Origin of the sequence: Streptococcus sp. 20925_1_77 (assembly GCF_041432125.1) — a bacterium.
In the GTDB taxonomy this organism is placed as follows: domain Bacteria; phylum Bacillota; class Bacilli; order Lactobacillales; family Streptococcaceae; genus Streptococcus.
In genome coordinates this window covers 185776-210520 of the sequence record NZ_JAPVZB010000001.1, presented here as the reverse complement: position 1 = coordinate 210520, position 24745 = coordinate 185776, and the positions used below count along the sequence as shown (strand labels likewise).

21 protein-coding genes are annotated in these 24745 nt (G+C 41.5%); 19 read left to right on the top strand and 2 right to left on the bottom strand.

Annotated features, from left to right (window positions below; genetic code table 11):
• The first annotated feature begins 8 nt into the window (after positions 1-8).
• The 13 genes from O3626_RS01020 to O3626_RS00960 all read left to right on the top strand — a co-directional run bounded on the left by O3626_RS01020 (position 9) and on the right by O3626_RS00960 (position 15769).
• On the top strand, positions 9-677 hold the full coding sequence (locus O3626_RS01020; protein ID WP_371494685.1) for a helix-hairpin-helix domain-containing protein: 669 nt from the start codon (positions 9-11) through the stop codon (positions 675-677).
• Entirely contained in the window at positions 658-2904 is a 2247-nt protein-coding gene (locus O3626_RS01015; RefSeq protein ID WP_371494683.1) for a DNA internalization-related competence protein ComEC/Rec2, read from the top strand. The genes O3626_RS01020 and O3626_RS01015 overlap by 20 nt, the downstream gene beginning before the upstream one ends.
• Positions 2905-2979: 75 nt before the next feature.
• A complete protein-coding gene (locus tag O3626_RS01010; protein WP_371494681.1) occupies positions 2980-3582 on the top strand; it encodes a DUF805 domain-containing protein in 603 nt (200 codons plus the stop codon).
• 23 nt (positions 3583-3605) lie between these two features.
• Positions 3606-4640, top strand: coding sequence for a DNA polymerase III subunit delta (gene holA, locus O3626_RS01005; protein ID WP_201036888.1), 1035 nt, complete (start codon positions 3606-3608; stop codon positions 4638-4640).
• An 88-nt stretch (positions 4641-4728) separates the two neighbouring features.
• Positions 4729-5334, top strand: coding sequence for a superoxide dismutase SodA (sodA, locus tag O3626_RS01000; RefSeq protein WP_371494678.1), 606 nt, complete (start codon positions 4729-4731; stop codon positions 5332-5334).
• A gap of 210 nt (positions 5335-5544) precedes the next feature.
• Entirely contained in the window at positions 5545-7017 is a 1473-nt protein-coding gene (locus O3626_RS00995; protein ID WP_070595134.1) for a helicase HerA-like domain-containing protein, read from the top strand.
• A gap of 98 nt (positions 7018-7115) precedes the next feature.
• On the top strand, positions 7116-8183 hold the full coding sequence (locus O3626_RS00990; RefSeq protein WP_371494675.1) for a serine hydrolase: 1068 nt from the start codon (positions 7116-7118) through the stop codon (positions 8181-8183).
• 316 nt (positions 8184-8499) lie between these two features.
• Complete coding sequence (locus O3626_RS00985; RefSeq protein ID WP_371494673.1) at positions 8500-9189, top strand: Crp/Fnr family transcriptional regulator; 690 nt, start codon at positions 8500-8502, stop codon at positions 9187-9189.
• 235 nt (positions 9190-9424) lie between these two features.
• Complete coding sequence (arcA, locus tag O3626_RS00980) at positions 9425-10654, top strand: arginine deiminase (RefSeq protein ID WP_049514063.1); 1230 nt, start codon at positions 9425-9427, stop codon at positions 10652-10654.
• Between the two features lie 83 nt (positions 10655-10737).
• A complete protein-coding gene (gene argF / locus O3626_RS00975) occupies positions 10738-11754 on the top strand; it encodes an ornithine carbamoyltransferase (protein ID WP_070660144.1) in 1017 nt (338 codons plus the stop codon).
• An 82-nt stretch (positions 11755-11836) separates the two neighbouring features.
• Positions 11837-12781 (top strand): carbamate kinase, encoded by a 945-nt coding sequence (arcC, locus tag O3626_RS00970; protein WP_049472138.1) that lies wholly within the window; start codon positions 11837-11839, stop codon positions 12779-12781.
• Positions 12782-12905: 124 nt separating this feature from the next.
• Entirely contained in the window at positions 12906-14417 is a 1512-nt protein-coding gene (locus O3626_RS00965; RefSeq protein WP_155199430.1) for a YfcC family protein, read from the top strand.
• A gap of 17 nt (positions 14418-14434) precedes the next feature.
• Positions 14435-15769 (top strand): dipeptidase, encoded by a 1335-nt coding sequence (locus tag O3626_RS00960; protein WP_371494670.1) that lies wholly within the window; start codon positions 14435-14437, stop codon positions 15767-15769.
• Positions 15770-15798: 29 nt separating this feature from the next.
• Here O3626_RS00960 and O3626_RS00955 read toward each other — a convergent pair whose 3' ends face one another.
• Both O3626_RS00955 and queA read right to left on the bottom strand, forming a co-directional pair.
• Positions 15799-16269 carry an arginine repressor gene (locus O3626_RS00955; RefSeq protein ID WP_003006364.1) on the bottom strand — a complete coding sequence of 157 codons (471 nt, stop codon included), beginning with the start codon at positions 16267-16269 and terminating at the stop codon, positions 15799-15801.
• 11 nt (positions 16270-16280) lie between these two features.
• Positions 16281-17309: a tRNA preQ1(34) S-adenosylmethionine ribosyltransferase-isomerase QueA gene (gene queA, locus O3626_RS00950; RefSeq protein WP_003006367.1), complete on the bottom strand. Its 1029-nt coding sequence runs from the start codon at positions 17307-17309 to the stop codon at positions 16281-16283.
• Between the two features lie 307 nt (positions 17310-17616).
• On the opposite strand from queA, the gene O3626_RS00945 reads away from it, so the two are divergent.
• From O3626_RS00945 to pepF, 6 genes are all read left to right on the top strand, one after another.
• The gene (locus tag O3626_RS00945) at positions 17617-18324 is read left to right on the top strand and encodes a glucosamine-6-phosphate deaminase (RefSeq protein WP_371494667.1); all 708 of its coding nucleotides are present in this window, start codon (positions 17617-17619) and stop codon (positions 18322-18324) included.
• Between the two features lie 188 nt (positions 18325-18512).
• The gene (locus tag O3626_RS00940) at positions 18513-19859 is read left to right on the top strand and encodes a DUF1958 domain-containing protein (protein ID WP_371494665.1); all 1347 of its coding nucleotides are present in this window, start codon (positions 18513-18515) and stop codon (positions 19857-19859) included.
• Between the two features lie 70 nt (positions 19860-19929).
• Positions 19930-21102, top strand: a complete 1173-nt coding sequence (locus tag O3626_RS00935) for an MFS transporter (RefSeq protein WP_371494663.1) — start codon at positions 19930-19932, stop codon at positions 21100-21102.
• Positions 21103-21269: 167 nt separating this feature from the next.
• Positions 21270-21845 (top strand): hypothetical protein, encoded by a 576-nt coding sequence (locus O3626_RS00930; RefSeq protein ID WP_371494661.1) that lies wholly within the window; start codon positions 21270-21272, stop codon positions 21843-21845.
• Positions 21846-21918: 73 nt separating this feature from the next.
• The gene (locus O3626_RS00925; RefSeq protein ID WP_371494659.1) at positions 21919-22869 is read left to right on the top strand and encodes a competence protein CoiA family protein; all 951 of its coding nucleotides are present in this window, start codon (positions 21919-21921) and stop codon (positions 22867-22869) included.
• Positions 22870-22941: 72 nt separating this feature from the next.
• Entirely contained in the window at positions 22942-24744 is a 1803-nt protein-coding gene (gene pepF, locus O3626_RS00920) for an oligoendopeptidase F (protein ID WP_371494657.1), read from the top strand.
• Position 24745 lies beyond the last annotated feature (1 nt).

Sequence of the window (24745 nt, the reverse complement as noted above, 5' to 3'; positions counted from 1 at the left end):
GGTTTCTTATGGAGGATATCATCGAAAAAATCAAAGAATATAAGCTCTTTTTAGCACTTACAGCTATCGGACTCTTACTTGGAGGGTATTTTCTTTTTCATCGACCTCAGTCGAGTACATCAACAATACCGGATCTCTATCAGACTTCCCGTTCAACTTCGAGCAAAGAAAAGACATCTGCTTCTAGTTCAAGAGAAGAAAAGCCGGCTGCTTCAGTGTCTGATGCGCCCGAGATCATTACGGTCGATGTCAAAGGGGCTGTTAAACAACCAGGTGTCTATGAGTTGCGCTCTGATAGCAGAGTCCACGATGCCATTCATAAGGCGGGTGGAATGACTGCTGAAGCCAATAGCCAATCGGTCAACTTGGCGCAAAAACTCTCTGATGAAGCAGTGATTTATGTTGCCAAAGAAGGGGAGGATGTTCCAGCACTTGGAAGTTCAGAAAGTCCTGCAACTTCGTCAGCATCAGCAGAAAAAACAGGCAAGGTCCATTTAAATCGAGCGAGCGAGTCAGAGCTCCAGACGGTATCAGGCATTGGTCAGAAACGAGCCCAGGACATTATCGCCTATCGCGACGCAAATGGCCCTTTTCGATCAGTGGATGATCTTAAAAATGTTTCAGGAATCGGGGAGAAAACACTGGAGAAACTAAGAGATGCTTTCACGGTGGATTAAAGAGCTCCCTTTTTCGCTTGTCCATCTCACCTTTTTGCTCCTATGGTTGTACTTTAGCATTTATCAACCATCTTGGCTTTCGATCAGCGGTCTAGTAGTGGTGATATGTTTAGTGGTTCATCACTATAAGGAGGATCGCTCAAGTTTGTTGCGTCTTGTTTTAGCAACTCTTTGTTTTGCGGTCTTCTTTGTTTTTCAGCGAGCCCAGGATCATCCAAAACAAGTCGAAAGTCGGTCCCCAGCCCATTTACGTCTGATCCCAGATACCATCAAGGTTAATGGAGATGCCCTGTCTTTTCGTGCTAAAGATCAGGGTAGCACCTACCAAGTTTTTTACACCTTGAAATCTGAAAAAGAAAAACAGCAGTGGCAAGGTCAAACTCACTTGTTGGAGTTGACGTATAAAGGTGTTATAGAGGAACCAGAAGGGCAGCGAAATTTTAGAGGTTTTGACTATCGAGCTTATTTGAAGACTCAGGGAATATATCACCAAATTAGAATTGGAACGATCCAATCTGCGCTTCCCATCCAAACGTGGAATGTTTTCGATTGGCTATCTCAATGGAGGCGCCAAGCCATTGTTTGGAGCAAGGAGCACTTTCCACAGCCAATGAACCAGTATATGACCGGCCTTCTTTTTGGTTATTTAGATACGGATTTTGAGGAGATGGATCAGCTTTACACGAGTTTAGGGATTATTCATTTGTTTGCCTTGTCTGGGATGCAGGTCGGCTTTTTCATCAATGGGATCCGAAAAGCTCTCTTACGTCTAGGAATCTTGCAAGAAACAGTCGATATCTGGATGCTTCCAATCTCTTTGGTCTATGCTGGCTTGACAGGTTTTTCTGTTTCAGTTGTTCGCAGTCTCTTACAGAAGATCCTCTCTCAAAAGGAGATCCGAGGGATGGAAAATATGGCGATGACTTTGATGCTCTTAATGATTCTCATGCCCAAGTTTCTCCTGACAGCTGGAGGCGTCTTGAGTTGTGCCTATGCCTTTATTTTGACCTTGGTAGATACCAGTTCTTATTCCGGACTTAAAAAGCTACTAGTGGAAAGTTTCTGGATTAGCCTGGGGATTTTGCCCCTTTTGACCTATTACTTTAGTGTTTTTCAACCCTGGTCACTCCCTTTAACCTTCCTCTTTTCTTTCTTATTTGACCTTGTTCTTCTTCCAGGTTTAACGGTGCTATTTATCTTATCGATTCTAAATCCTCTTACGATTTTTAATAGTTTCTTTCTACTCATAGAGGAGTGTATTCGTTGGATCTCAAAGCTCACGTCGGTACCGTTGGTATTTGGTCAGCCGACGGGATTAGCTCTGATCGTCCTCTTACTTCTTTTAGGGACCTTATATGATCTTCGAAAGCAAAAAAGACTTCGTTTTCTGTTCATCGGTATGATTCTACTCATCTTTTGTTGGACCAAGCATCCTTTAGAAAATGAAATCACCATGGTGGATATCGGTCAAGGAGACAGTATCTTTTTACGCGATTGGAAAGGAAGGACCATTTTGATTGATGTCGGAGGACGCGTCACTTTTAAAAGTGGAGACAAGTGGCAAGAGCGCAGTCAATCTGCCAATGCGGATAAAACCTTGATTCCCTATCTCAAGAGTCGAGGTGTTGGAAAACTCGATGCTTTGGTCTTGACCCATACAGATCAGGACCATATGGGCGATATGCTAGAAGTTGCAAGACAAATCCCGGTTAAAAAAGTGTATGTCAGTCCAGGCAGTCTAAACAGTTCCAAATTTCAAGAGAAATTGAAACAGCTTCATAGTCCAGTTAAAGTAGTCCAGAGAGGGGATCAACTTCCTATTTTTGATCATCATCTCGAAGTCTTATCTCCTGATGAAGTGGGGGATGGCAAAAATAATGATTCGATTGTCCTCTATGGGCAGTTTTATCAGAAACGGTTTTTGTTTACAGGTGATCTGGAAGAAGCTGGGGAGAAAAAACTATTGGGAAACTATCCCCAATTACAAGTGGATGTCTTGAAAGTAGGCCACCACGGATCGAAAGGTTCCTCTAGTGATGTATTTTTGGACCAGCTACATCCTCAATTGGCCTTAATCTCCGTTGGAAAGAAAAATCGCTACCAGCACCCTCATAAAGAATTGCTTGATCGTTTAGAGGAACGATCCATTTCTTACCTTCGTACCGATGAAAGAGGAGCGATTCGCTTGATTGGGTGGGATCATTGGAGGGTAGAAACGGTCCGCTAGAGATGAGGAGAGGTTTGCTTTCTATGCTGAAAATTGCTATTATAGAAGGTGAAATCAATGTAAAGGTAGAATCGTATGAACGCATTTAAGCAATTTTGGATACAGTATGCAGATTTTTCAAGTAAGACCAGTCGAGCCCATTTTTGGCTAGCTTTTTTCTGGAATTTCCTGATTTCTTTGCCTCTTTGGGTTTTTTACATCGTGACTTCTTTATCCCATCAGAATGCTCAAGAAATACTCAATTTTTCAACTGTTCATTCTAAAACAGGTCTATGGGCACTCGCTTTCTTAGCATTCTTTTACTTCCTCATTTTGGTACCCAGTCAAGCCATTTGTGTGCGTCGCTTGAGGGATGCTGGGATCCATTGGTCTTGGATCTTTTTGAACCTTGGTCCGATTTTACTCTATTTATTGTCAGGGCTAGATATTTTCCTATTTCTTTGGGTGATTACAGTTATTTCTCTCCTGATTCTCATGATGCTTCCAGGAAAAAATACCTTCCCACAACCAGTAGAAACTCCTATGGGAGTAACTTCTGAACCACAGGTCACAGCGACAGAAGGAAGCTTTGGAGGCAACTCGTTTGAGCAAATTCCTAATTTTGTAGCAGCTCCAGATTTGTCCGACGAAAAACCACCATTGGAACAAAAAATGGCTGCTGAACACGAAATCCACTAAACGGATAAAGATAAGAGAGTTTCATGCAAGCAATTACCGACACTAAACATCTGACGGTTCAAACTCTGCCTTCTATTCTTGTCTTGACAGGCGAGGATGTAGGTCAATTTGAATGGTTAAAAAAAGACATTTTAAAAAAAATAGGCTATGATCCCTCAGATTTGAATTATTCTTATTTTGATATGAAGGAAGCCTCCTATGCTGAGGTAGAGCTGGATTTGGTCAGTCTTCCCTTTTTCGCTGATGAAAAAATTGTGATTTTGGATCACTTATTGGATCTGACTACTGCCAAAAAACGCTATTTAACAGATGAAGATCTGAAGCAATTTGAAAACTACCTGGAAAATCCTTCTGAATCGACCCATTTGCTGATATTTGCAGAAGGGAAATTAGATAGTAAGCGTCGCTTGGTCAAACTCCTAAAACGGGATGCCCAAATCATTGAAGCGGCAACTCCTAAAGAGCAAGAGGTAAAGCGCTATTTTGCAAGCCAAGCCCAAGAATTGGGCCTGCAGTTTGTGGGCGATTCCTTGGACCAACTACTCTTAAAATCTGGCTATGATTTTGGAGAGTTACAGAAGAATCTCGCTCTTTTGCAGGCTTATAAAGAGGATGGTCAGATTACCCTCGAAGATATTGAGGAGGTTGTTCCCAAAACCTTGCAAGATAATATTTTTGATCTGACCCAAATGATTCTCAAACGCCAAATCGATCAAGCCCGGAATTTGGTGAAAGATCTCCGCTTACAAGGAGAAGATGAAATAAAATTGATTGCTATTCTGTTGGGGCAATTCCGAATGTTTTCTCAAGTAAAAATATTTTCAGAAGAAGGTCAATCCGAAAACCAAATCGTAGCGAGCTTGTCGGAGTTGTCAGGACGCAAGGTCAATCCATATCAGGTGAAGTTTGCCTTACGGGATAGCCGCAAACTTTCCCTGTCCTTTTTGAAGCAGGCCATGATGACCTTCATCGAGACGGATTATGCAATTAAAAGTGGAACGTATGATAAAGACTACTTATTTGATTTGGCACTTTTAAAAGTGGCAAATAGCGTCTAAACATGAATGAAATTGCAAGCAGATTAGTTGAATAATTTAGCTGTTTGCGTTATCATCAAGTCAGTAATAAAGAAAAGAGGACCATAAAATGGCTATCATTTTACCAGAATTACCATATGCTTATGATGCATTGGAACCTTATATCGATGAAGAAACCATGCATTTGCACCATGATAAACACCATCAAACATATGTAAACAATGTGAATGCAGCTCTTGAAAAACATCCTGAAATTGGAGAAGACCTTGAAAGCTTGTTAGCTAATGTTGAATCCATTCCAGCTGACATTCGCCAAGCTGTGATCAACAATGGTGGTGGTCATTTGAACCACGCTCTTTTCTGGGAACTGATGACTCCAGAACAAACAGCTCCTTCAGCAGAACTTGCTGCAGCGATTGATGCCACATTTGGTTCATTTGAAGACTTCAAAGCAGCCTTCACAGCAGCAGCAACGACACGTTTTGGTTCTGGCTGGGCATGGTTGGTTGTCAACAAAGAAGGTAAACTTGAAGTCACTTCAACAGCAAACCAAGATACACCAATCTCTGAAGGAAAAACACCAATCCTTGGTTTGGATGTTTGGGAACATGCCTACTACGTGAAATACCGTAACGTACGTCCTGACTACATCAAAGCTTTCTTCTCAGTGATCAACTGGAATAAAGTTAATGAATTGTTTGCAGCAGCAAAATAATAAAATAAAGGAATCTATAAGAGCGACAATTGGCTCTTATAGATTTTTTTGTTTGTATCCGGAAAATCGGAGTATAATTTCTTGCGTTTGGACAGGAAAATGATACACTAGTAGGAGTGTGTCTTACTTATCAGAAGCCCAGTTTGAAGGGCCTAGACAAGGAAAAGATGACCGTTAAAATGAAAACTGAAACATTCAGGGAGAAATGAAATGACTAGTATTACCATTACCAAAGGAGCAGTTGAGACGCCTATCTATTTACGGATGTTGAATCGTCATGGCTTGATTGCAGGAGCAACAGGGACAGGGAAAACAGTTACCCTCAAGGTCCTCACAGAAAAATTAAGCAAAGAGGGCATTCCGGTCTTTCTAGCTGATATCAAGGGAGATTTATCTGGTTTAGCCAAAGCGGGACAATGGACTCCAAAACTGGAAGAACGCTACAAACTGCTTGGTCTCACAGATCCGTTTGAGCCGCAAGCCTTCCCTGTTCGATTGTGGGATGTCTTTGGCCAAGCTGGTCATCCTGTTCGTGCGACTGTCGAAGGAATGGGGTCATTGCTTCTTTCTCGTCTGCTTGATTTGAATGAAACTCAATCAGGAATTCTTGCAATTGTCTTTAAAGTGGCTCAAGAGAAAGATTGGCCCTTGATTGATTTGAAGGACCTGCAAAGCCTTTTAAAGGAAGTCTATGAACACAGCTCAGACTATTCTGCCCAATATGGTAATATCACCAAACAATCTGTCGGTGCGATCCAAAGAAGCCTCTTGGTTCTTGAAGAAGAAGGAGCGGATCAGTTTTTCGGAGAGCCTGCACTTGATTTAAATGACTTTATGCAACTCGATGCATCAGGGCGTGGGTATATCAATATTCTTTCGGCTACAAAGCTCTTTCATTCACCAAAATTGTATTCAACCTTTTTAATTTGGATGTTGTCTCGTCTCTTTGAAACACTTCCCGAGGTTGGGGATCCCGAAAAGCCAAAACTGGTTTTCTTCTTTGATGAAGCCCATCTCCTCTTTAAGGATGCAAGCAAGCTCTTTCTTGAGAAGGTCGAGCAAGTCGTGCGCCTGATTCGTTCTAAGGGTGTAGGGATTTACTTTATTACCCAAAATCCTCAAGATCTACCAGAATCTGTTTTGGCACAGCTTGGAAATCGTGTACAACATGCTCTTCGAGCTTATACACCAAAAGAAATGAAGGCCATCAAGGTGGCTGCCCAAAGTTTTCGTCCGAATCCAGACTTTGATACAGAAACAGTGATCACAGAATTAGGGACAGGGGAAGCCTTGGTTTCTTTCCTGAATGAGAAGGGGCAACCTAGTGTTGTTGAGCGTGCTTATATCCTCTCTCCTCAATCGAGTTTTGACCTCTTAAATGAAAGTGAACAATTGGCCTTAATCACGACATCGCCTTTCCATCAAAAGTATGCGACGACGATTGATCGGGAATCTGCCTATGAAAAATTAGCAGCTAAAGCAAGCAAGGAAGCACAAGAAGAGGAGAAAAAAGAAGCAGAAAAAGAACGAGCTACGGCGGAAAAAGCAGAGCAAAAACGCAGTCCAGGTCGCCCAAGAAAATCCAGTCTTGAAAAAGCTAAGGATTCCTTCTTGAGTTCCTTATTCCGGACGATTGCGCGTGAGATCGCTAAGCTAATTATGGGCTCCTTTAAACGAAAATAAGCCATTGATAAAAAGAAATAAACTTTTTAAAAAGAAATCGTTTTCTATTTCTGATAATTCTTGTTATTTTCAGTAGAATCTTTTATAATTAATCTCGTATGAAAAAATATTTTAATCTACGCTCGATCATGATTGCGATCAGTATTCTATTGTGCTTAGTGGGAACAAGCGCACTGGGCTACTTGCATGTTACGCAACCAACAGCATCAGCAATTGAAAAAAAAGCAAAGAAAACAAAAGAAGCAAAAGAAAAAGATATAGAAAAGTCTACGCCTGAGACGAAAAAACCACGTGTCAAATCTCCTGAAGCCAAGCAAGCAGTAGTAGACGCAGACATGGAAACGATGAGTGCTTATGGCCTTGTCTATGATTATGCTAATAAGGGTTTGGTAGAGGTTGTCCAGGATTTTCTAGCGGAAAGTGGAATTGATCCGTCACAAGTTGCCTTCACGTATCGCAATGCCATTACAGGAGAGCAATTTGCCATGAATGATCTTCAACCAATGACGGCAGGAAGTACCTATAAGCTACCGTTGAACATGTTGGTGGTGGATGAGGTCACAAAGGGGAAACTCAATTTAACAGATCGGTTTGACATTAACAATACCTACTATGAATATGTAGGGGAACATGACAATTACGTTGCTGCCTTTGATGGAGCCATGTCTATCCCTGATATGCAACGCTATTCATTAGTATACTCTGAAAATACCCCTGCTTATGCCTTGGCAGATCGTTTAGGGGGAATGGAGCAAGCGCGCAAGTTATTCAGTCGCTATGGTCAATCTCGCTCACCAGAAGTCAAAACCTTTAGCGAAGATAATAAAACGACAACGGATTATTATATCCATGTATTGCAATATCTTTGGAATCATCAAGAAAAATATGCAGATTTGTTGGAATTGATTGGGGAGTCTTTCCCAGGTGAGTACTATAAGAAATTCTTGCCAGATTTGGTCATTCAACAAAAACCGGGCTATGTTGCGGAAGCGCTCAATGTGGATGCCATTGTCCATGAATCGACCCCTTATTTGGTTGCCATCTATACTGCAGGACTGGGTGGAACGACCCCAGAAAGTTCTGAAATCAGTGGTGTTGGTCTTTATCAGTTGGGAGAACTAGCTTATGTCATCAATGAATGGCATCGTGTGAATATGAATGAATAATTGACGGAAGAGGCTGGGACAAAAGTCCTGGCCTCTTCAATTGTCCTTGGATTATCGAGCAAGACGCAGTGGTTGAGTGGGCTCTACTACGCTGATTTCATCAGCTTTTACAGCCCTACTCAACTGTGCGGAGGTAGGACGACGAAATCGAATTCTAACGAATTACCGATTTCTGTCCCACTCTCTTTTCTTCTATCACAGTAGCTTAAAATTCACTTGGTGTTTCGAAATACTTTTCTGTTTTAAAGAGGCTTCTTTCCCTCTTCTATCAAAAAATATGTTATACTAATTAATAGTAATAAGAGGAAGTATAGACATGATTACAAAGGAAGATTACCAGTTGGTCCGCTCGCATCCAGCCTTCTCTGCGTTGCCAGTGGAGCTATTTGATAAATTAGCTGTTGAAATTCATGCTAGGGATATCCAAAAAGGACAAATTTTATTTTACGCAGGAGATAAGCGGGATCGCATTTTTCTTCTTGCAAAAGGCTTTGCTCGCATTGAGCAATTCGATTCGTCTGATCAATTTTCCTATATGGATTATATCAAGAAAGGGGCCCTGTTCCCTTATGGCGGGATGTTTCAGGATGAGCGTTATCACTATACAGCTAGTGCAGTGACAGATTTGCGTTGTTTCGTTATCCCCGTCAACCTCTATGAATTATCTGCCCAAGAGAGTAAGGAGCAGTTGCTCTTCATTACGAGAAAGCTCTCGTCAATTTTAGAATTTCAAGAGTTGCGTCTACGTAATGTCGTGACAGCTAGTGCCAGTGAGCGTGTGGTTCAATCTTTAGCTATCTTGTGCAAGGACTATGAAAGTTTAGGAAATCAACTTCCATTTCCAATCAGTATGAAGGAAATGGCCAAATTAGCGGCCACAACCCGAGAAACCGTCAATCAAGTTTTAAAGAAACTCATCGATTCTCATAAGATACAGTATGAGAGAAAACAATTAACCTTTCTAGATACAGCCTACTTTTTAAAGAGTTTTAAAGAGATCAATTAATTTGTTGATCTTTTTTATTTTTTTAAAAAAATATATATTCATAAAAACAATATAAAAGACAAAATATGCAAAGAAAACGCTTCATATTAACTAAAAAATAGGAATAATTCAAAATAATGCCAAATTCTTTGCGTTAAAAAAGTAGAATCCTTCATGAAAGCGGTAACAAAAAAAGAATATAATAACAATTGTAATAAAGCTTTTGAACAAGCCCGAAGAAAAAGGAGGACTATAGATGTCTACACACCCAATTCATGTTTTCTCAGAAATTGGAAAACTGAAAAAAGTTTGTTTGCACCGTCCAGGTAAAGAGTTGGAAAACTTGATGCCTGACTATCTTGAACGTCTTCTTTTTGATGATATTCCTTTCTTGGAAGATGCTCAAAAAGAACACGACGCATTTGCTGAAGCACTTCGTAACGAAGGTATCGAAGTACTTTATCTTGAACAGTTAGCTGCTGAGTCATTGACTTCTCCAGAAATTCGCGATCAGTTCATCGAAGAATACCTTGAAGAAGCGAACATTCGTGGACGCCAAACAAAAATTGCGATCCGTGAATTGCTTCACAGCATTGAAGACAACCAAGAATTGGTTGAAAAAACAATGGCAGGGGTTCAAAAAGCTGAACTTCCAGAAATTCCTGAAGAAGCAAAAGGATTGACAGACCTTGTTGAATCTGACTATCCATTTGCTATCGACCCAATGCCAAACTTGTACTTCACACGTGACCCATTTGCGACAATTGGTAATGCAGTATCATTGAACCACATGTACGCAGATACACGTAACCGTGAAACTTTGTATGGTAAATACATCTTCAAATACCACCCAGTTTACGGTGGAAAAGTTGAACTTGTCTACAACCGTGAAGAAGATACTCGTATCGAAGGTGGAGATGAGTTAGTACTTTCTAAAGATGTATTGGCAGTTGGTATCTCACAACGTACAGATGCTGCATCAATCGAAAAATTGTTGGTAAACATCTTTAAGAAGAACGTTGGCTTCAAAAAAGTATTGGCCTTCGAATTTGCTAACAACCGTAAATTCATGCACTTGGATACAGTATTCACAATGGTGGACTACGATAAATTCACAATCCACCCAGAAATCCAAGGTAACCTTCGCGTCTTCTCTGTAACTTATGAAAACGAACAATTGAAGATCGTTGAAGAAAAAGGTGATTTGGCTGAATTGCTTGCTGAAAACCTTGGTGTTGAAAAAGTTACATTGATCCCTTGTGGCGATGGCAATGTGGTTGCTGCTGCTCGTGAACAATGGAACGACGGTTCAAATACTCTTACAATCGCACCTGGTGTGGTAGTCGTATACGACCGTAACACAGTCACAAACAAGAAATTAGAAGAATACGGACTTCGTTTGATCAAGATCCGCGGAAGTGAATTGGTTCGCGGTCGTGGTGGACCTCGTTGTATGTCAATGCCATTTGAACGTGAAGAAATCTAATGTAGAAGACCGAGAGCTGGTCTTGAGGGATCAGCTCTTCCTTCTTACTGATCAATACTAGAAAGAAATAGGAGACAATTAGAATGACAAATTCAGTGTTCCAAGGACGTAGCTTCTTGGCAGAAAAAGACTTTACACGCGCAGAGTTAGAATACCTCATCGGACTTTCAGCTCACTTGAAAGACCTTAAAAAACGCAACATCCAACACCACTATCTTGCTGGAAAAAACATTGCACTTTTGTTTGAAAAAACTTCAACTCGTACTCGTGCTGCCTTCACAACAGCAGCTATCGACCTTGGTGCTCACCCAGAATACCTAGGTGCAAACGACATCCAACTTGGTAAAAAAGAATCTACAGAAGATACTGCTAAAGTTCTTGGACGTATGTTTGACGGTATCGAATTCCGTGGTTTCAGCCAACGTATGGTTGAAGAATTGGCTGAATTCTCAGGTGTTCCAGTATGGAATGGTTTGACTGACGAATGGCACCCAACTCAAATGCTTGCAGACTACTTGACAGTTCAAGAAAACTTTGGACGTTTGGAAGGTTTGACACTTGTATACTGTGGTGATGGCCGTAACAACGTTGCGAACAGCCTTCTTGTAACAGGTGCTATCCTTGGTGTGAACGTACACATCTTCTCACCAAAAGAACTCTTCCCAGAAAAAGAAATCGTTGAATTGGCAGAAGGATTTGCAAAAGAAAGTGGCGCTCATATCTTGATCACTGAAGATGCTGACGAAGCAGTGAAAGGTGCAGACGTACTTTACACTGACGTTTGGGTATCTATGGGTGAAGAAGACAAATTTGCAGAACGTGTTGCCCTTTTGAAACCTTACCAAGTAAACATGGATTTGATTAAGAAAGCTGATAACGAAGACTTGATCTTCTTGCACTGCTTGCCAGCCTTCCACGATACAAACACTGTTTACGGTAAAGATGTTGCTGAAAAATTCGGCGTAGAAGAAATGGAAGTTACTGACGAAGTGTTCCGCAGCAAATATGCTCGTCACTTTGACCAAGCTGAAAACCGTATGCACACAATTAAAGCGGTTATGGCAGCTACTCTTGGTAACTTGTACATTCCAAAAGTTTAAGACTTAACCGTATACCAACAGCTATAGGGGCTGGACTGCTAGCTTTAGTCCTGCCCCTATTTTTTATAGAAAGGGAAAATTCATGTCAAGAAAAATCGTCGTTGCTTTGGGAGGAAATGCTATTCTCTCATCTGATCCTTCTGCGCAAGCTCAACAAAAAGCACTTGTAGAAACAGCTAAACACTTAGTTAAATTAATCAAAAATGGGGATGAGTTGATCATCACTCATGGAAATGGTCCTCAAGTAGGGAACCTCTTGCTCCAACATTTGGCTGCAAATTCTGAAAAGAACCCAGCTTTCCCATTGGATTCATTAGTTGCTATGACCGAAGGAAGCATTGGCTACTGGCTTCAAAACGCTCTTCAAAATGCTCTTCTTGAAGAAGGAATTGAAAAAGATGTGGCTTCTGTTGTGACACAAGTCGTTGTTGATAAGAACGACCCAGCTTTCGTTAACCTCAGCAAACCAATTGGCCCATTCTACTCAGAAGAAGAAGCAAAAGCAGAAGCTGAAAAATCAGGTGCAACTTTCAAAGAAGATGCTGGTCGTGGCTGGCGTAAAGTTGTGGCTTCACCAAAACCAGTGGATATCAAAGAAATCAATACCATTCGTACTTTGTTGAACGACGGTCAAGTCGTGGTAGCTGCTGGTGGTGGCGGTATCCCGGTTGTGAAAGAAGCAGATGGTAGCTTGACTGGTGTTGAAGCGGTTATCGATAAAGACTTTGCATCTCAACGTTTGGCTGAATTGGTAGAAGCAGACCTCTTCATCGTCTTGACTGGTGTCGATTATGTCTTTGTGAACTACAACAAACCAGACCAAGCGAAATTGGAACATGTGAATGTGGCTCAATTGGAAGAATATATCAAACAAGACCAATTTGCACCAGGAAGCATGCTTCCTAAGGTGGAAGCTGCCATTGCCTTTGTAAATGGTCGCCCTGAAGGAAAAGCAGTTATTACATCACTTGAAAACCTTGGAGCTTTGATTGAGTCTGAAAGTGGAACAATCATCCAAAAAGACTAATGAAAAATTAGGAAAAAACTAGTATTTTAAAGCTTATTGTGATAGAATAAGTCTATAGGTAAGCGTTTTACAAGAGACTCTTGTAAAACATCACTCACACTTTGTTGCGTTAGGAGGAAGACAAATGAGTGAAAAAACGAAAAAAGGATTTAAGATGCCTTCATCTTTTTCCGTATTGTTGATCATCATTGCCATTATGGCAGTGTTAACTTGGATCATTCCAGCTGGTCAATACAAAGTTGACGATGCAGGTGCTATCATTGCAGGTAGTTATGAATCTGTAAAAGCACATCCTCAAGGGATTTGGGATATCTTGATGGCTCCAATCAATGCGATGCTTGGTAAAGCACCAACCAGTGCAGCGATTGACGTAGCCTTCTTCATCTTGATGGTCGGTGGTTTCCTTGGAGTTGTGAACGAAACAGGTACCCTTGATGTAGGGATTGCTTCTATCGTTCGCAAATACAAAGGCCGCGAAAAAATGTTGATCTTGATCTTGATGCCATTGTTTGCCCTTGGTGGTACAACTTATGGTATGGGTGAAGAAACTATGGCCTTCTATCCACTTCTTGTTCCTGTTATGATGTCTGTTGGTTTTGACAGCTTGACAGGGGTAGCTATTATCCTCTTAGGATCACAAATCGGATGTTTGGCGTCGACATTGAACCCATTTGCGACAGTTATCGCTTCTGATACTGCAGGTATCTCAAGTGCTTCAGGTCTCTTGCTCCGTGTAATCTTCTGGATCGTATTGACAGGACTTAGCACCTACTATGTATACCGTTATGCAGATAAGGTTCAAAAAGACCCAACCAAATCTCTCACTTATGCAACTCGTGAAGAAGATTTGAAACACTTCAACGTAGAAAGTGGCGAAGAAATCCCTTCACAAATGAACAAGAAACAAAAACGTGTCTTGCTCGTCTTCATTTCGACATTCGTCATCATGGTTGCTGGATTTATCCCATTCAAAGATTTGGGTATTAAATTCTTTGAAAACTTTAACGAATCTCTTCATAAAGTTCCAGTGCTTGGTCAATTGATCGGTAACACAGATGCTCTTGGTACATGGTACTTCCCTCAAACAGCTATGCTCTTTGCCTTCATGGGAATCCTTGTTGGTATCATTTATGGCTTGAAAGAAGATAAAATCATTTCATCCTTCATGAATGGTGCAGCTGACCTCTTGAGTGTTGCTCTTATCGTAGCAGTAGCACGTGGTATCCAAGTCATCATGAACGACGGTATGATCACTGCAACAATTCTTCACTGGGGTGAAGAAGGACTGAAAGGTCTTTCATCTCAATTGTTCATTGTCTTGACTTACATTTTCTACTTGCCAATGTCATTCTTGATCCCATCATCATCTGGTCTTGCCAGTGCAACAATGGGTATCATGGCACCTCTTGGTAAATTCGTCAATGTACCAGGTAGCTTGATTGTCACAGCTTACCAATCTGCATCTGGTGTCTTGAACTTGATCGCACCAACTTCAGGTATCGTAATGGGAGCTCTTGCTCTTGGACGTGTTGACTTGAGTGCATGGTGGAAATTCATGGGTAAATTGGTCGTAGCGATTGTTGTGATTACTATTGCCCTTCTTCTACTAGGAACTGTGGTTCCATTCTTGCAATAGAATAAAGTAGGTGTTTCATGAAAAAAAGAATTAAGGACGATGTGAAAGAGCAGTTTTTAAACTCTCTTCAAACCATCATTTCTTACCCTTCTGTGTTAAATGAAGGGGAAAATGGAACACCGTTTGGACAAGCTATCCAAGATGTCCTAGAAAAAACCTTAGAGCTTGCTCGAGAATTAGGTTTTCAAACATATATAGATCCTGAAGGATACTATGGATATGCAGAGATCGGTCAGGGGGAAGAACTCCTGGCCGTTCTTTGTCACTTGGATGTTGTTCCAGCCGGTGATTTACAAGATTGGCAAACGCCACCTTTTGAAGCGACTATTGTCGGTGATTATCTAGTAGGTCGTGGTGTGCAGGATGATAAGGGACCGTCTCTTGCTGCCCTCTATGCAGTCAAGAGTTTGCTGGATGATGGCATCCAGTTTACCAAACGAATCCGCTTTATCTTTGGGACGGATGAAGAAACCTTGTGGCGCTGTATGAACCGCTACAACCAAATCGAAGAACAAGCAGATCTTGGATTTGCACCGGATTCCTCTTTCCCATTAACCTATGCTGAAAAAGGCTTATTACAAGTGAAATTGCATGGTCCAGGTTGGGATGATCTTCCTTTACAGGCTGGTCAGGCCCTCAATGTTGTTCCAGACAAGGCGACCTATGCTGGTCATCGTTTGGAAGAGTTGCTTCCTGTTTTGGATCAAAGTGGGGTTCGGTATAGCCAAACAGAAGATTCTGTAACGGTTTTGGGTGTTTCCAAGCATTCTAAAGATGCAGCTGAAGGAGTGAATGCTATTGTCGGTTTAGCGGAAAGTTTATCCCTCATCCAACCCCATCCAGCTTTGCTCTTTATCGCAGATGCAGTTGGTGAGGATGCAACGGGAGAAGCGCTATTTGGCCCTATTTCAGATGAACCAAGTGGGGATCTTTCCTTCAATCTTGCGACCCTTGTGATCGATCAAGAACAATCGGAAATCGGAATTGATATTCGGATCCCCGTCTTAGCAGACAAGGATGCCTTGGTAGCTCGTTTGCAAGAAATTGCGGCCAGCTATCAGTTGGAATATGAAGAGTTTGATTATTTAGCTCCTTTATATGTTCCTTTGGATAGTCCTTTAGTCAGCTCTTTGATGGCCGTCTACCAGGAAGAAACTGGTGATAAGACGCCAGCTATGTCTTCTGGTGGTGCGACATTTGCGCGGACCATGGAAAATTGTGTCGCTTTTGGGGCTCTTTTCCCAGGTGCGGAACAGACCGAGCACCAAGCCAATGAACGAGCAAAAATTGACGATCTCTATGCTGCGATGGAAATCTATCGAGAAGCCATTCAACGCTTAGCTACAACATAAAAAGTTTGGAAACTTGGTTTCCAAACTTTTTATTTACTAAAGAAGAAGGGTGGGGTGAATTCTTTTAATTTTTCAAAGCAATCCAAAGCTCCTTGGTTGTCTTCGCAGATAACCAAACAGACATCATCTCCACAGATGGTGGCTACAATTTCTTGGAGTTCCAATGCATCTAAGATAGCTCCAAAGGATTGGGCCAGACCTGGAAGAGTTTTTACAACGACCTGGTTTTGAACGGGCCGTAACATAACTAAGGCATCTTCCATATACATCCGCAGTCGTTTTTCCCAACGGGAAGGAGCGATGGTGTTCATGGCATAGTAGGAACTATCCCCCTCGTTAATTTTTACTAGATTCAAGGATTTGACATCCCGTGAAAGGGTGGACTGAGTAACGAGAACGCCATTGGCTTCTAAGGCTTCTTGGAGTTCTTGTTGGGTATGAATCCTACGCTCAGAAATGATCGAGCGGATCAAGCGATGGCGGCTTTCAATTTTATTCATGAGAGACTCCTTTACTTGATGAACATAGCATCCCCAAAGCTGAAGAAACGGTAGCGTTCTTGAATCGCATGGTGGTATGCTTCTAGGGTTAATTCACGGCCAGCAAAGGCAGAAACCAACATGACCAGAGTTGATTTTGGAAGGTGGAAGTTGGTTGAAAAGGCATCGACGACTTTCCATTCATAACCTGGTTTGATAAAAATATTGGTCCAGCCTGAATCGGCTTGGATATCACCATCAAATTTGTTTCCAATCGTTTCAAGAGTTCGGATAGAAGTCGTTCCGACGGCTACGATGCGTTTCCCTGCAGCTTTTACCTGACGAAGGGTCGCAGCAGCCTCTTCAGAAAGTTGGTAGAATTCAGAGTGCATCTCATGGTCTTCAAGATTGTCCACAGATACTGGACGGAAGGTTCCTAGGCCCACATGAAGGGTCAAATAGACCAGGTGAACCCCTTTTGCTTCAATTTTTTGGAGCAATTCTTGGGTGAAATGAAGACCTGCCGTCGGAGCTGCAGCAGAACCATTTTCTTTGGCGTAAACGGTTTGGTAGCGCTCGCGGTCAGCAAGTTTTTCGTGAATATAGGGAGGAAGTGGCATTTCACCAAGGCTTTCCAAGACTTCTAAAAAGATCCCTTGATAGTGGAAGCGAACGATGCGGCCTCCGTGCTCCAATTCTTCCTCAACGGTTGCAGTCAAACGACCATCTCCGAAGCTGACTGTGGCCCCTACCTTTAAGCGTTTTGCAGGTTTTGCCAAGACTTCCCAACAGTCATCCTGGGTATTTTTAAGGAGAAGGAATTCGACGTGACCACCTGTTTCTGGTTTGACACCATGAAGACGGGCAGGCAGTACGCGCGTATTATTCATGACAAGAGCATCTCCTGGCTCCAATTCATCCAAAATGGCATCAAAATGACGGTCTTGGAATTGCCCTGTTTTTCGATCGAGGATCAAGAGTTTAGAGGCATCTCGTTTTTCAAGAGGGGTTTGGGCAATCAGTTCTTCAGGCAAATCAAAGTCAAAGTCGTTGGTATTCATTTGCGCTCCTTTTATAATAAATTTGTGAGTAGATAGATGGTAGTCCCGACAGCTAAGAGCATCAGGCAGATTCCCATCAAAAAGATCAGGACCTTGAGAATCTTTCTTTGATGAATCAAGAAAGATAAGAGAAAGACAAGGAGTCCGATCAAAAAAATGATGAATAATAGTGATACAATCATACCTTTCATTATATCACGAATCGACTTGAAAATGAAAAAAATGCCAGAAAAAGATAGCGGTTTCACTTGACAAAAATTGGTCTATACCATATAATAAAAGCATAGAGAAATAGGAGGTCTATCCAATGAAAATTATTGAAGTAAAGGACCAAATTGAGGGTGGAAAAGTTGCCTTTGATATATTGAAAGAAACCTTAAAGGAAGGTGCTCAAACCTTAGGTCTTGCGACTGGAAGCAGTCCCCTTGAGTTTTATAAACAAATTCGTGAAAGTGATTTGGATCTGTCTAATCTAATCAGTGTGAACTTAGATGAATACGTAGGCTTGACGGGAGATGATCCTCAATCTTATCGGTATTTCATGGAGAAAAACCTCTTTGATGCCAAACCATTCAAAGAAAGCTATCTCCCATCAGGTGTAGAAGAATCTGCCGATCAAGAAGTGATCCGTTATAACAAAATACTCGAAGAGCATCCAGTGGATCTTCAAATCTTGGGCATTGGGCGCAATGGGCATATCGGTTTTAATGAGCCAGGGACATCCTTTGATAGTCAGACCCACTTAGTTCAGTTGGATGACTCTACCATTGAGGCCAATTCTCGTTTCTTTAATAAGATCGAAGATGTACCAACCCAAGCCATTTCGATGGGGATTGCCAATATCTTAGCAGCGAAATCAATTGTCTTGTTTGCCTATGGGGAATCGAAAGCCCAAGCAATCAAAGGTACAGTAGAGGGTGAAAGGACAGAAAAAGTGCCAGCTAGTGCCCTTCAAGGACATCCAAATGTGACCATTATTGCGGATAAGGAAGCCCTGAGCTTGTTAAGTCGATAAAAAACAGGACCTATCGCCGATTTATTCGGGCCAGATAGGTTTTTTTCTGCTTCAAAGTATGGTACAATACAAGTAATTATCTGCTGTGTTTGGCTCTTTTCATCTACTGGGAGACAGGAGAAAAGAGCATGAGGGCTAGAAGCTTATTTTAGCCTCCAGCTGATTAGTCTGTTATAAAGGAAAAGTTTATGATAAAAAAATATTTGATCCATATTTGCCTCCTTCTGAGTCTCTTATGCCAGCCAATTCTAGCGAGTGCGGATGAATTGGTGGATATGGCGCAAAAGATGTATCCAAATGACAATGTCCAAGCCATTAACCGTCCACATTCTTCGCTCATCATTGACGGTAATACGGGAAATGTTCTTTGGAAGGACAATATCGATGAAGTCAGAGATCCTGCCAGCATGAGTAAGCTCATGACGCTCTATCTCTTGTTTGAAGATATGGCAAATGGCAAGATCAGTAAAGATACAGTGATCAAGGCGACCGCTTCAGACCAAGCGATCGGAAAGATCTATGAGATCTCCAACAATAATATTGTTGCTGGGGTAGACTACACAATTCCTGAGTTGATTACCATGACAGTGGTTCCATCCTCAAATGTATCGACCCTCATGTTGGCCAATCTCATGTCCAACAATGATCCAGATGCCTTTATCGAGCGCATGAATGCCAAGGCTAAGGAATTAGGGATGACCAACACGGTCTGGAATAACCCAAGCGGGGCGGCTATCTCCACCTTGCAAGGCTACTATCAGGTAAACAATTATCCAAATGATGCGGCCAACCAGACAACCGCGCGTGATTTAGGGATTCTGGTCTATCATTTTATCAATCAATACCCAGATATTTTAAACTATACCAATCAAGCACAAGTCACGGTCAAAAAAGGGACTCCGTATGAGGAAACCTTTGATACCTACAATTATTCATTGCCAGGAGCCAAGTATGCTTTGAAAGGTGTGGATGGTTTAAAAACTGGATCAAGCCCTCGTGGAGCTTTCAACTATATCGCGACCATCAAACGGGGCAATCAACGATTGATTGCTGTGATTATGGGAGTAGGAGATTGGGCAGACCAAGATGGGGAATACTATCGTCACCCATTTGGCAATGCCTTGATTGAAAAAGCCTACAAAGACTTTGGCTATAAAAAACTGTTGGATGCGGGTGTCCAGCAGATTGATGGCAAGACCTATACCCTTGAAAAACCCTTCTATGCAACGGTCAAAAAAGGCGCTAAAGAACCGACTCTTGCGGTAAAAGATGGGTATTTGACAGTAGATAACGATCTCTATACTTTGTCTGAAGGAATCCGAGATGATATGAAAGTGGAAGAAGGGGCCAAGCCAGAACTTGTCAAAGAAACGGCAAGTGGGAAAAAGACAGCTGCTAAGCCCATCAAATGGCTTTCGTTGGATCATTTCCTGATTTTGATTCCAATTCTCATTCTGGTCATTATTCTATCGATTGAAAAACAAAGTCGCGATCGACGCAAAAAAGATGCCCAAAGGCGCTATAATAAAGAATAAAATAAAACCTAACTGATTGTCAGTTGGGTTTTGTCATTGTTCTATTCAGATACTTTTAGAAAGGACTTATATGAAAAGATTCCGAAATTCTTATGCAGCTTATATGCTTCTCTATACTTTCTATTTTATGTCCACCTCTCTCTTTACGACACTGATTTCCGTCTATTTGATGGGAAAACATTATAATGCCAGTCAAGTGTCTACTGTAGTTTCTGTAGCCTTTTTCTTATCCATGCTCGCCCAACCCTTCTTCGGTTATATCAATGAGCGATTTGGGATCATTAAAATGACGTCCCTCAGTCTGAGCTTGATCATTGGAGGAGTCTTAGGTTTTCTTTGGGCTCCCAATCTCTTTTGGTTAACATTCTTTTACGGATTCGTACTAGTCTGTCTGAATGGGACAGCCCCTATGATGGAAGTTTTTGCAACGCAAAGCCCATACGCTTTTGGGAAGATTCGGGTATGGGGTACTATTGGTTATTCGGTGGGTGTCCAGATAGCTGGCTGGGTATACCATCAATTTACCCCCCAAGCAGTTTATTATACCGTTTTGATCACCATTGTATTGAGTCTCTTCTGCCTAAGTGCGGTTCGAATGAAGAAAAAAGAGACAGTCGTGGAAAAGGAAAAACACCCTGTTTCTATTCGTCCTCTTCTTCACAATGGACCTTATCTCTTCTTTATTGTGTTGATTGGGTTGGCTTCAGGGGTTGGTAATATTGGTCATACCTATATCCCTGAACTGCTCATGGCTAGTGGACTTCCTGTTCATATAGCCTCAACAGTTGTGGCTATCTCGGTTGTAGTAGAAGCCCCCTTGATCTTTTTCTCTGACCGGTTTATGGATCGTTGGCCACTACGAGTATTAATCGCTCTTCCGATTGGCCTTTTGTGTACCCAGTATGTCATCTATGCCCTTCCGAGCCCAGTCTTCTTAAAAGTCTTAGTGACACTATTGTCCAAACATACGACAGGGATGGTGTTGATTATGGTCTCCTTACGGTTTATCGCCCAACAGGTAGAGAAAAAAGATTTGGTTCTCGCTATGGCCATTGTACAAGGAGCACGCTACCTAGGGACAATTCTTTTACAACCAGTGGCTGGCTACTTTATTGAACACGGTGGCTACTCACTCATGAGTCTATTCTTAGCTGGAGTAGTAGGAATCGTTTTTGTGATGAGCTTTGTCTTAAAAATGCCCCAAGGGAAGGCTCACGGCCTTTTTGGTGGCAATGTGGAATAAATAATTTGTTACGATTTTATGACTAACTATCCAAAAGTTGGACAGAATCACTGATTTCAAAGGATTCAGTCCAATTTTTTTGCTATTATCAAGAACTAGTGATTAATTTGACAATCAAAGTATTCGATGATAGAATGAGGTAAAATAAATATAAAGGAGACCATTTTATGAAAAAAATGATCTTATCGACAGCTGCTCTTTTGACGATTGTTTCACTTGCTGCTTGTTCAAACAAACAAGACACAAAGAAGGAAACTTCAAACAGTCAATCAACGACTAAAGTGACGAGCAAATCTGCCAATACTTCAAAAAGTAAGGATACTTCAACAGATTCAGAAGATACTTCATCTTCTACACTCTTAACAGATGCAGAAATCAGTAAAGCAAAAACAGTTGGAGACTTCAAAAAGTTGTTTGCAAAATTAATGGATCAATCTGTTTCACTTACCGAAGAAGCAGGTAAGTCTGTGACAGGTCCTGCAAAAGAGCAATACGATGCAACTGTTAGCGCTTTGAAGCAAGGATTAGAAAACCAAAAAGATATCTTTAATGAAAGCTTGGAAAGCATCGGTTCAGATAGCACAGTCGTTCCTAAAGAAGACCGTGAAGCTTTGATCGAAAGCTTGAAAGATGCTCGAGACGAGTTGGAAAGTACTCGTAAAGAAATGAAAGATATGCAGAAAGAATTGAGTAAATCACCTGTTGCAGATGACGACAGTGATGATTCAGATTCTGAAGAATAAAAGGAAGAAAAGGTTGGAATTTCCAGCCTTTTTCTTATTTTTTTTCGAATGATATAGATGAGGAGGTGGGGATATGTTTATTGCCATGGATAAAAATCAAAAGCGGTGGAACTGTATGGAAGAGATCCCAGCTGTGACCGAAGGACCATTCTATTGCTTAGTCTGTCACAGTCCTGTGCGTCTTAAAAATGGTACGGTCCTACGGGCTCATTTTGCCCATGTGGAATTACAGCATTGTCCTTATCATCAAGAAGCTGAGAGTTTTGAACATCTGGAATTGAAAGCCAGTCTTTATGACTGGGCCTCTAAGGAGTCTCATACAGAAGTAGAAAGTTATTTAGCAGATTTTCAACAAATTGCCGATCTTTTGGTAGTAGATAAGAATTTAGCTTTGGAAGTGCAATGTAGCTCCTTATCTTTAGAGCGCTTGAAGGAGAGAAGCGATGCTTATCGATCCCACGGTTATCAGGTCTATTGGTTACTTGGTAAAAAGTTATGGCTTAAGGAAAGACTGACAAAGCTGCAGGCTGGTTTTCTATATTTTAGTCAGAATCGAGGGTTTCATCTTTGGGAATTGGATCTGACAAAAAAAGAGCTACGTCTGCAATACCTCATCCATGAGGATTTACGAGGGCGATTGCATTATCAAACAGAAATTTTCCCTTTTGGTCAAAGGTCCTTACTGGAAGTCTTGCGTACCCCTTATCTTTCGCAACCCATGCAGCAAATGGCAGTCGAGCTCGATCGGACATTTTTAACGTATATACAGCAGCAACTCTTTTATCGTCACCCAAAGTGGCTGAAACTTCAGGAAGAACTCTATTTGCAGGGACACCATCTGATGGAACTGGGGCTGGATTTCTTTTATCCTCTTTGTCGTCCGATCCTTTCACAGAATTTGCTTCAAATTGAAGAGGATATAGAAGATTACTACCAGCAATTTATGAGCTATTATCAGTCGCAAGGGATCCAACCTGTTCAGATCCTCTATCCCCCACGTTTTTATACTCAGCAGAAAAGCTAACTTTATAAGATAGAAATCCTCCCGAAATGTTCATTTTTGTGCTAAAATAGAACCATTGGAGGATTAATCGAAATGGTAAAACAACGTAATGAAATTGATGAAAAATACCAATGGGATTTGTCGACTATTTTTGCGACAGATCAAGCTTGGGAAGAAGAAGCAGCCAGCTTAGCTGCAGATATTAAAGCAGCAAGCCACTATGCTGGCCATTTGTTGGATTCAGCCCAAACGCTTTTGGATACAACCAATGCTTATTTGGAATTGAGCCGTCGGTTGGAAAAGGTCTATGTTTACGCCCATATGAAAAATGACCAAGATACACGGGTTGCTAAATACCAAGAATACCAATCAAAAGGGATGTCACTTTATAGCCTATTAGGTGAAACCTTTGCCTTCTATGAGCCTGAATTCATGGGCATTACGGATGAGCAGTACCAGGCCTTTGTGAGTGAGGTTCCAGCCTTGGAACAATATGGTCATTATTTTGATCGCTTGCTGGAGAAAAAAGAACACGTCTTGTCTCAAAAAGAAGAGGAATTACTTGCAGGAGCGGGTGAGATCTTTGCAGCTGGCGGGGAAACCTTTGAAATCTTGGACAATGCGGATATTGTCTTCCCTACTGTTCATGATGACAAGGGTGAAGAAGTTCAATTAACCCATGGAAACTATATTTCTTTGGTAGAATCAAAAGATCGTGCCGTTCGTAAGGAAGCGTATGAAGGACTCTACAAGGTCTATGAACAGTACCAACACACCTATGCTAAAACCTTACAAACCAATGTGAAAGTTCACAACTTCAATGCCAAAGTTCGCAAATTCTCATCTGCCCGTGAAGCGGCCCTTTCTGAAAACTTTGTACCAGAAAGTGTTTATGATAGCTTGGTAGCAGCTGTGAACAAACACTTGCCACTCTTGCAACGCTATGTGCAATTGCGCTCAAAAATTCTTGGAATCTCAGACTTGAAGATGTACGATATGTATACGCCATTATCCGATACAGACTACAAGTTTACCTATGAAGAATCATTGGCTAAAGCAGAAGAAGTCTTGGCTGTTTTGGGTGAGGACTACCTTTCTCGTGTGAAACGTGCCTTCAGCGAACGGTGGATTGATGTGCATGTCAACCAAGGCAAACGCTCAGGTGCCTATTCAGGTGGTTCTTATGATACCAATGCCTTCATGTTATTGAACTGGCAAGATACATTGGATAATCTCTTCACCTTGGTCCATGAAACTGGTCACAGTATGCATTCTAGCTATACCCGTGAAACCCAGCCTTATGTCTATGGGGACTATTCCATTTTCCTTGCTGAAATCGCCTCTACCACCAATGAAAATATCCTGACCGAACGTCTGTTAGAAGAAGTAGAAGACGATGCAACTCGCTTTGCTATTTTGAATCACTTCTTGGATGGCTTCCGTGGAACCGTCTTCCGTCAAACCCAGTTTGCCGAATTTGAGCATGCTATTCATAAAGCAGACCAAGAAGGTACGGTATTGACTAGTGAGTTCTTGAATAACCTCTATGCAGAACTCAATGAGAAATACTACGGTCTTTCAAAAGATGACAACCCTGAAATCCAATATGAATGGGCTCGTATTCCTCACTTCTACTATAACTACTACGTTTTCCAATATTCAACAGGTTTTGCAGCAGCTTCAGCCTTAGCTGAAAAGATTGTTCATGGAACACAAGAAGATCGTGATAAATATATCGACTACTTGAAGGCTGGAAATTCTGATTATCCACTCAACGTCATCCGCAAAGCAGGTGTGGATATGGAAAAAGAAGACTACTTGGACGCAGCCTTTGCGGTCTTCGAACGTCGTTTGAATGAATTTGAAGCCCTAGTAGAAAAAATAGGACTCGCATAAG

Excerpts from the sequence above, each read along its gene's own strand:
- arcC (WP_049472138.1), top strand. The coding sequence starts at position 11,837 with ATGTCAAGAAAAATCGTCGTTGCTTTGGGAGGAAATGCTATTCTCTCA.
- O3626_RS00990 (WP_371494675.1), top strand. The coding sequence starts at position 7,116 with ATGAAAAAATATTTTAATCTACGCTCGATCATGATTGCGATCAGTATT.
- sodA (WP_371494678.1), top strand. The coding sequence starts at position 4,729 with ATGGCTATCATTTTACCAGAATTACCATATGCTTATGATGCATTGGAA.
- O3626_RS00995 (WP_070595134.1), top strand. The coding sequence starts at position 5,545 with ATGACTAGTATTACCATTACCAAAGGAGCAGTTGAGACGCCTATCTAT.
- O3626_RS00935 (WP_371494663.1), top strand. The coding sequence starts at position 19,930 with ATGAAAAGATTCCGAAATTCTTATGCAGCTTATATGCTTCTCTATACT.
- holA (WP_201036888.1), top strand. The coding sequence starts at position 3,606 with ATGCAAGCAATTACCGACACTAAACATCTGACGGTTCAAACTCTGCCT.
- O3626_RS00945 (WP_371494667.1), top strand. The coding sequence starts at position 17,617 with ATGAAAATTATTGAAGTAAAGGACCAAATTGAGGGTGGAAAAGTTGCC.
- O3626_RS00955 (WP_003006364.1), bottom strand. The coding sequence starts at position 16,269 with ATGAATAAAATTGAAAGCCGCCATCGCTTGATCCGCTCGATCATTTCT.
- O3626_RS00940 (WP_371494665.1), top strand. The coding sequence starts at position 18,513 with ATGATAAAAAAATATTTGATCCATATTTGCCTCCTTCTGAGTCTCTTA.
- O3626_RS01020 (WP_371494685.1), top strand. The coding sequence starts at position 9 with ATGGAGGATATCATCGAAAAAATCAAAGAATATAAGCTCTTTTTAGCA.
- argF (WP_070660144.1), top strand. The coding sequence starts at position 10,738 with ATGACAAATTCAGTGTTCCAAGGACGTAGCTTCTTGGCAGAAAAAGAC.
- O3626_RS00965 (WP_155199430.1), top strand. The coding sequence starts at position 12,906 with ATGAGTGAAAAAACGAAAAAAGGATTTAAGATGCCTTCATCTTTTTCC.
- O3626_RS00930 (WP_371494661.1), top strand. The coding sequence starts at position 21,270 with ATGAAAAAAATGATCTTATCGACAGCTGCTCTTTTGACGATTGTTTCA.
- queA (WP_003006367.1), bottom strand. The coding sequence starts at position 17,309 with ATGAATACCAACGACTTTGACTTTGATTTGCCTGAAGAACTGATTGCC.
- O3626_RS00925 (WP_371494659.1), top strand. The coding sequence starts at position 21,919 with ATGTTTATTGCCATGGATAAAAATCAAAAGCGGTGGAACTGTATGGAA.
- O3626_RS00960 (WP_371494670.1), top strand. The coding sequence starts at position 14,435 with ATGAAAAAAAGAATTAAGGACGATGTGAAAGAGCAGTTTTTAAACTCT.
- O3626_RS00985 (WP_371494673.1), top strand. The coding sequence starts at position 8,500 with ATGATTACAAAGGAAGATTACCAGTTGGTCCGCTCGCATCCAGCCTTC.
- O3626_RS01015 (WP_371494683.1), top strand. The coding sequence starts at position 658 with ATGCTTTCACGGTGGATTAAAGAGCTCCCTTTTTCGCTTGTCCATCTC.
- pepF (WP_371494657.1), top strand. The coding sequence starts at position 22,942 with ATGGTAAAACAACGTAATGAAATTGATGAAAAATACCAATGGGATTTG.
- arcA (WP_049514063.1), top strand. The coding sequence starts at position 9,425 with ATGTCTACACACCCAATTCATGTTTTCTCAGAAATTGGAAAACTGAAA.
- O3626_RS01010 (WP_371494681.1), top strand. The coding sequence starts at position 2,980 with ATGAACGCATTTAAGCAATTTTGGATACAGTATGCAGATTTTTCAAGT.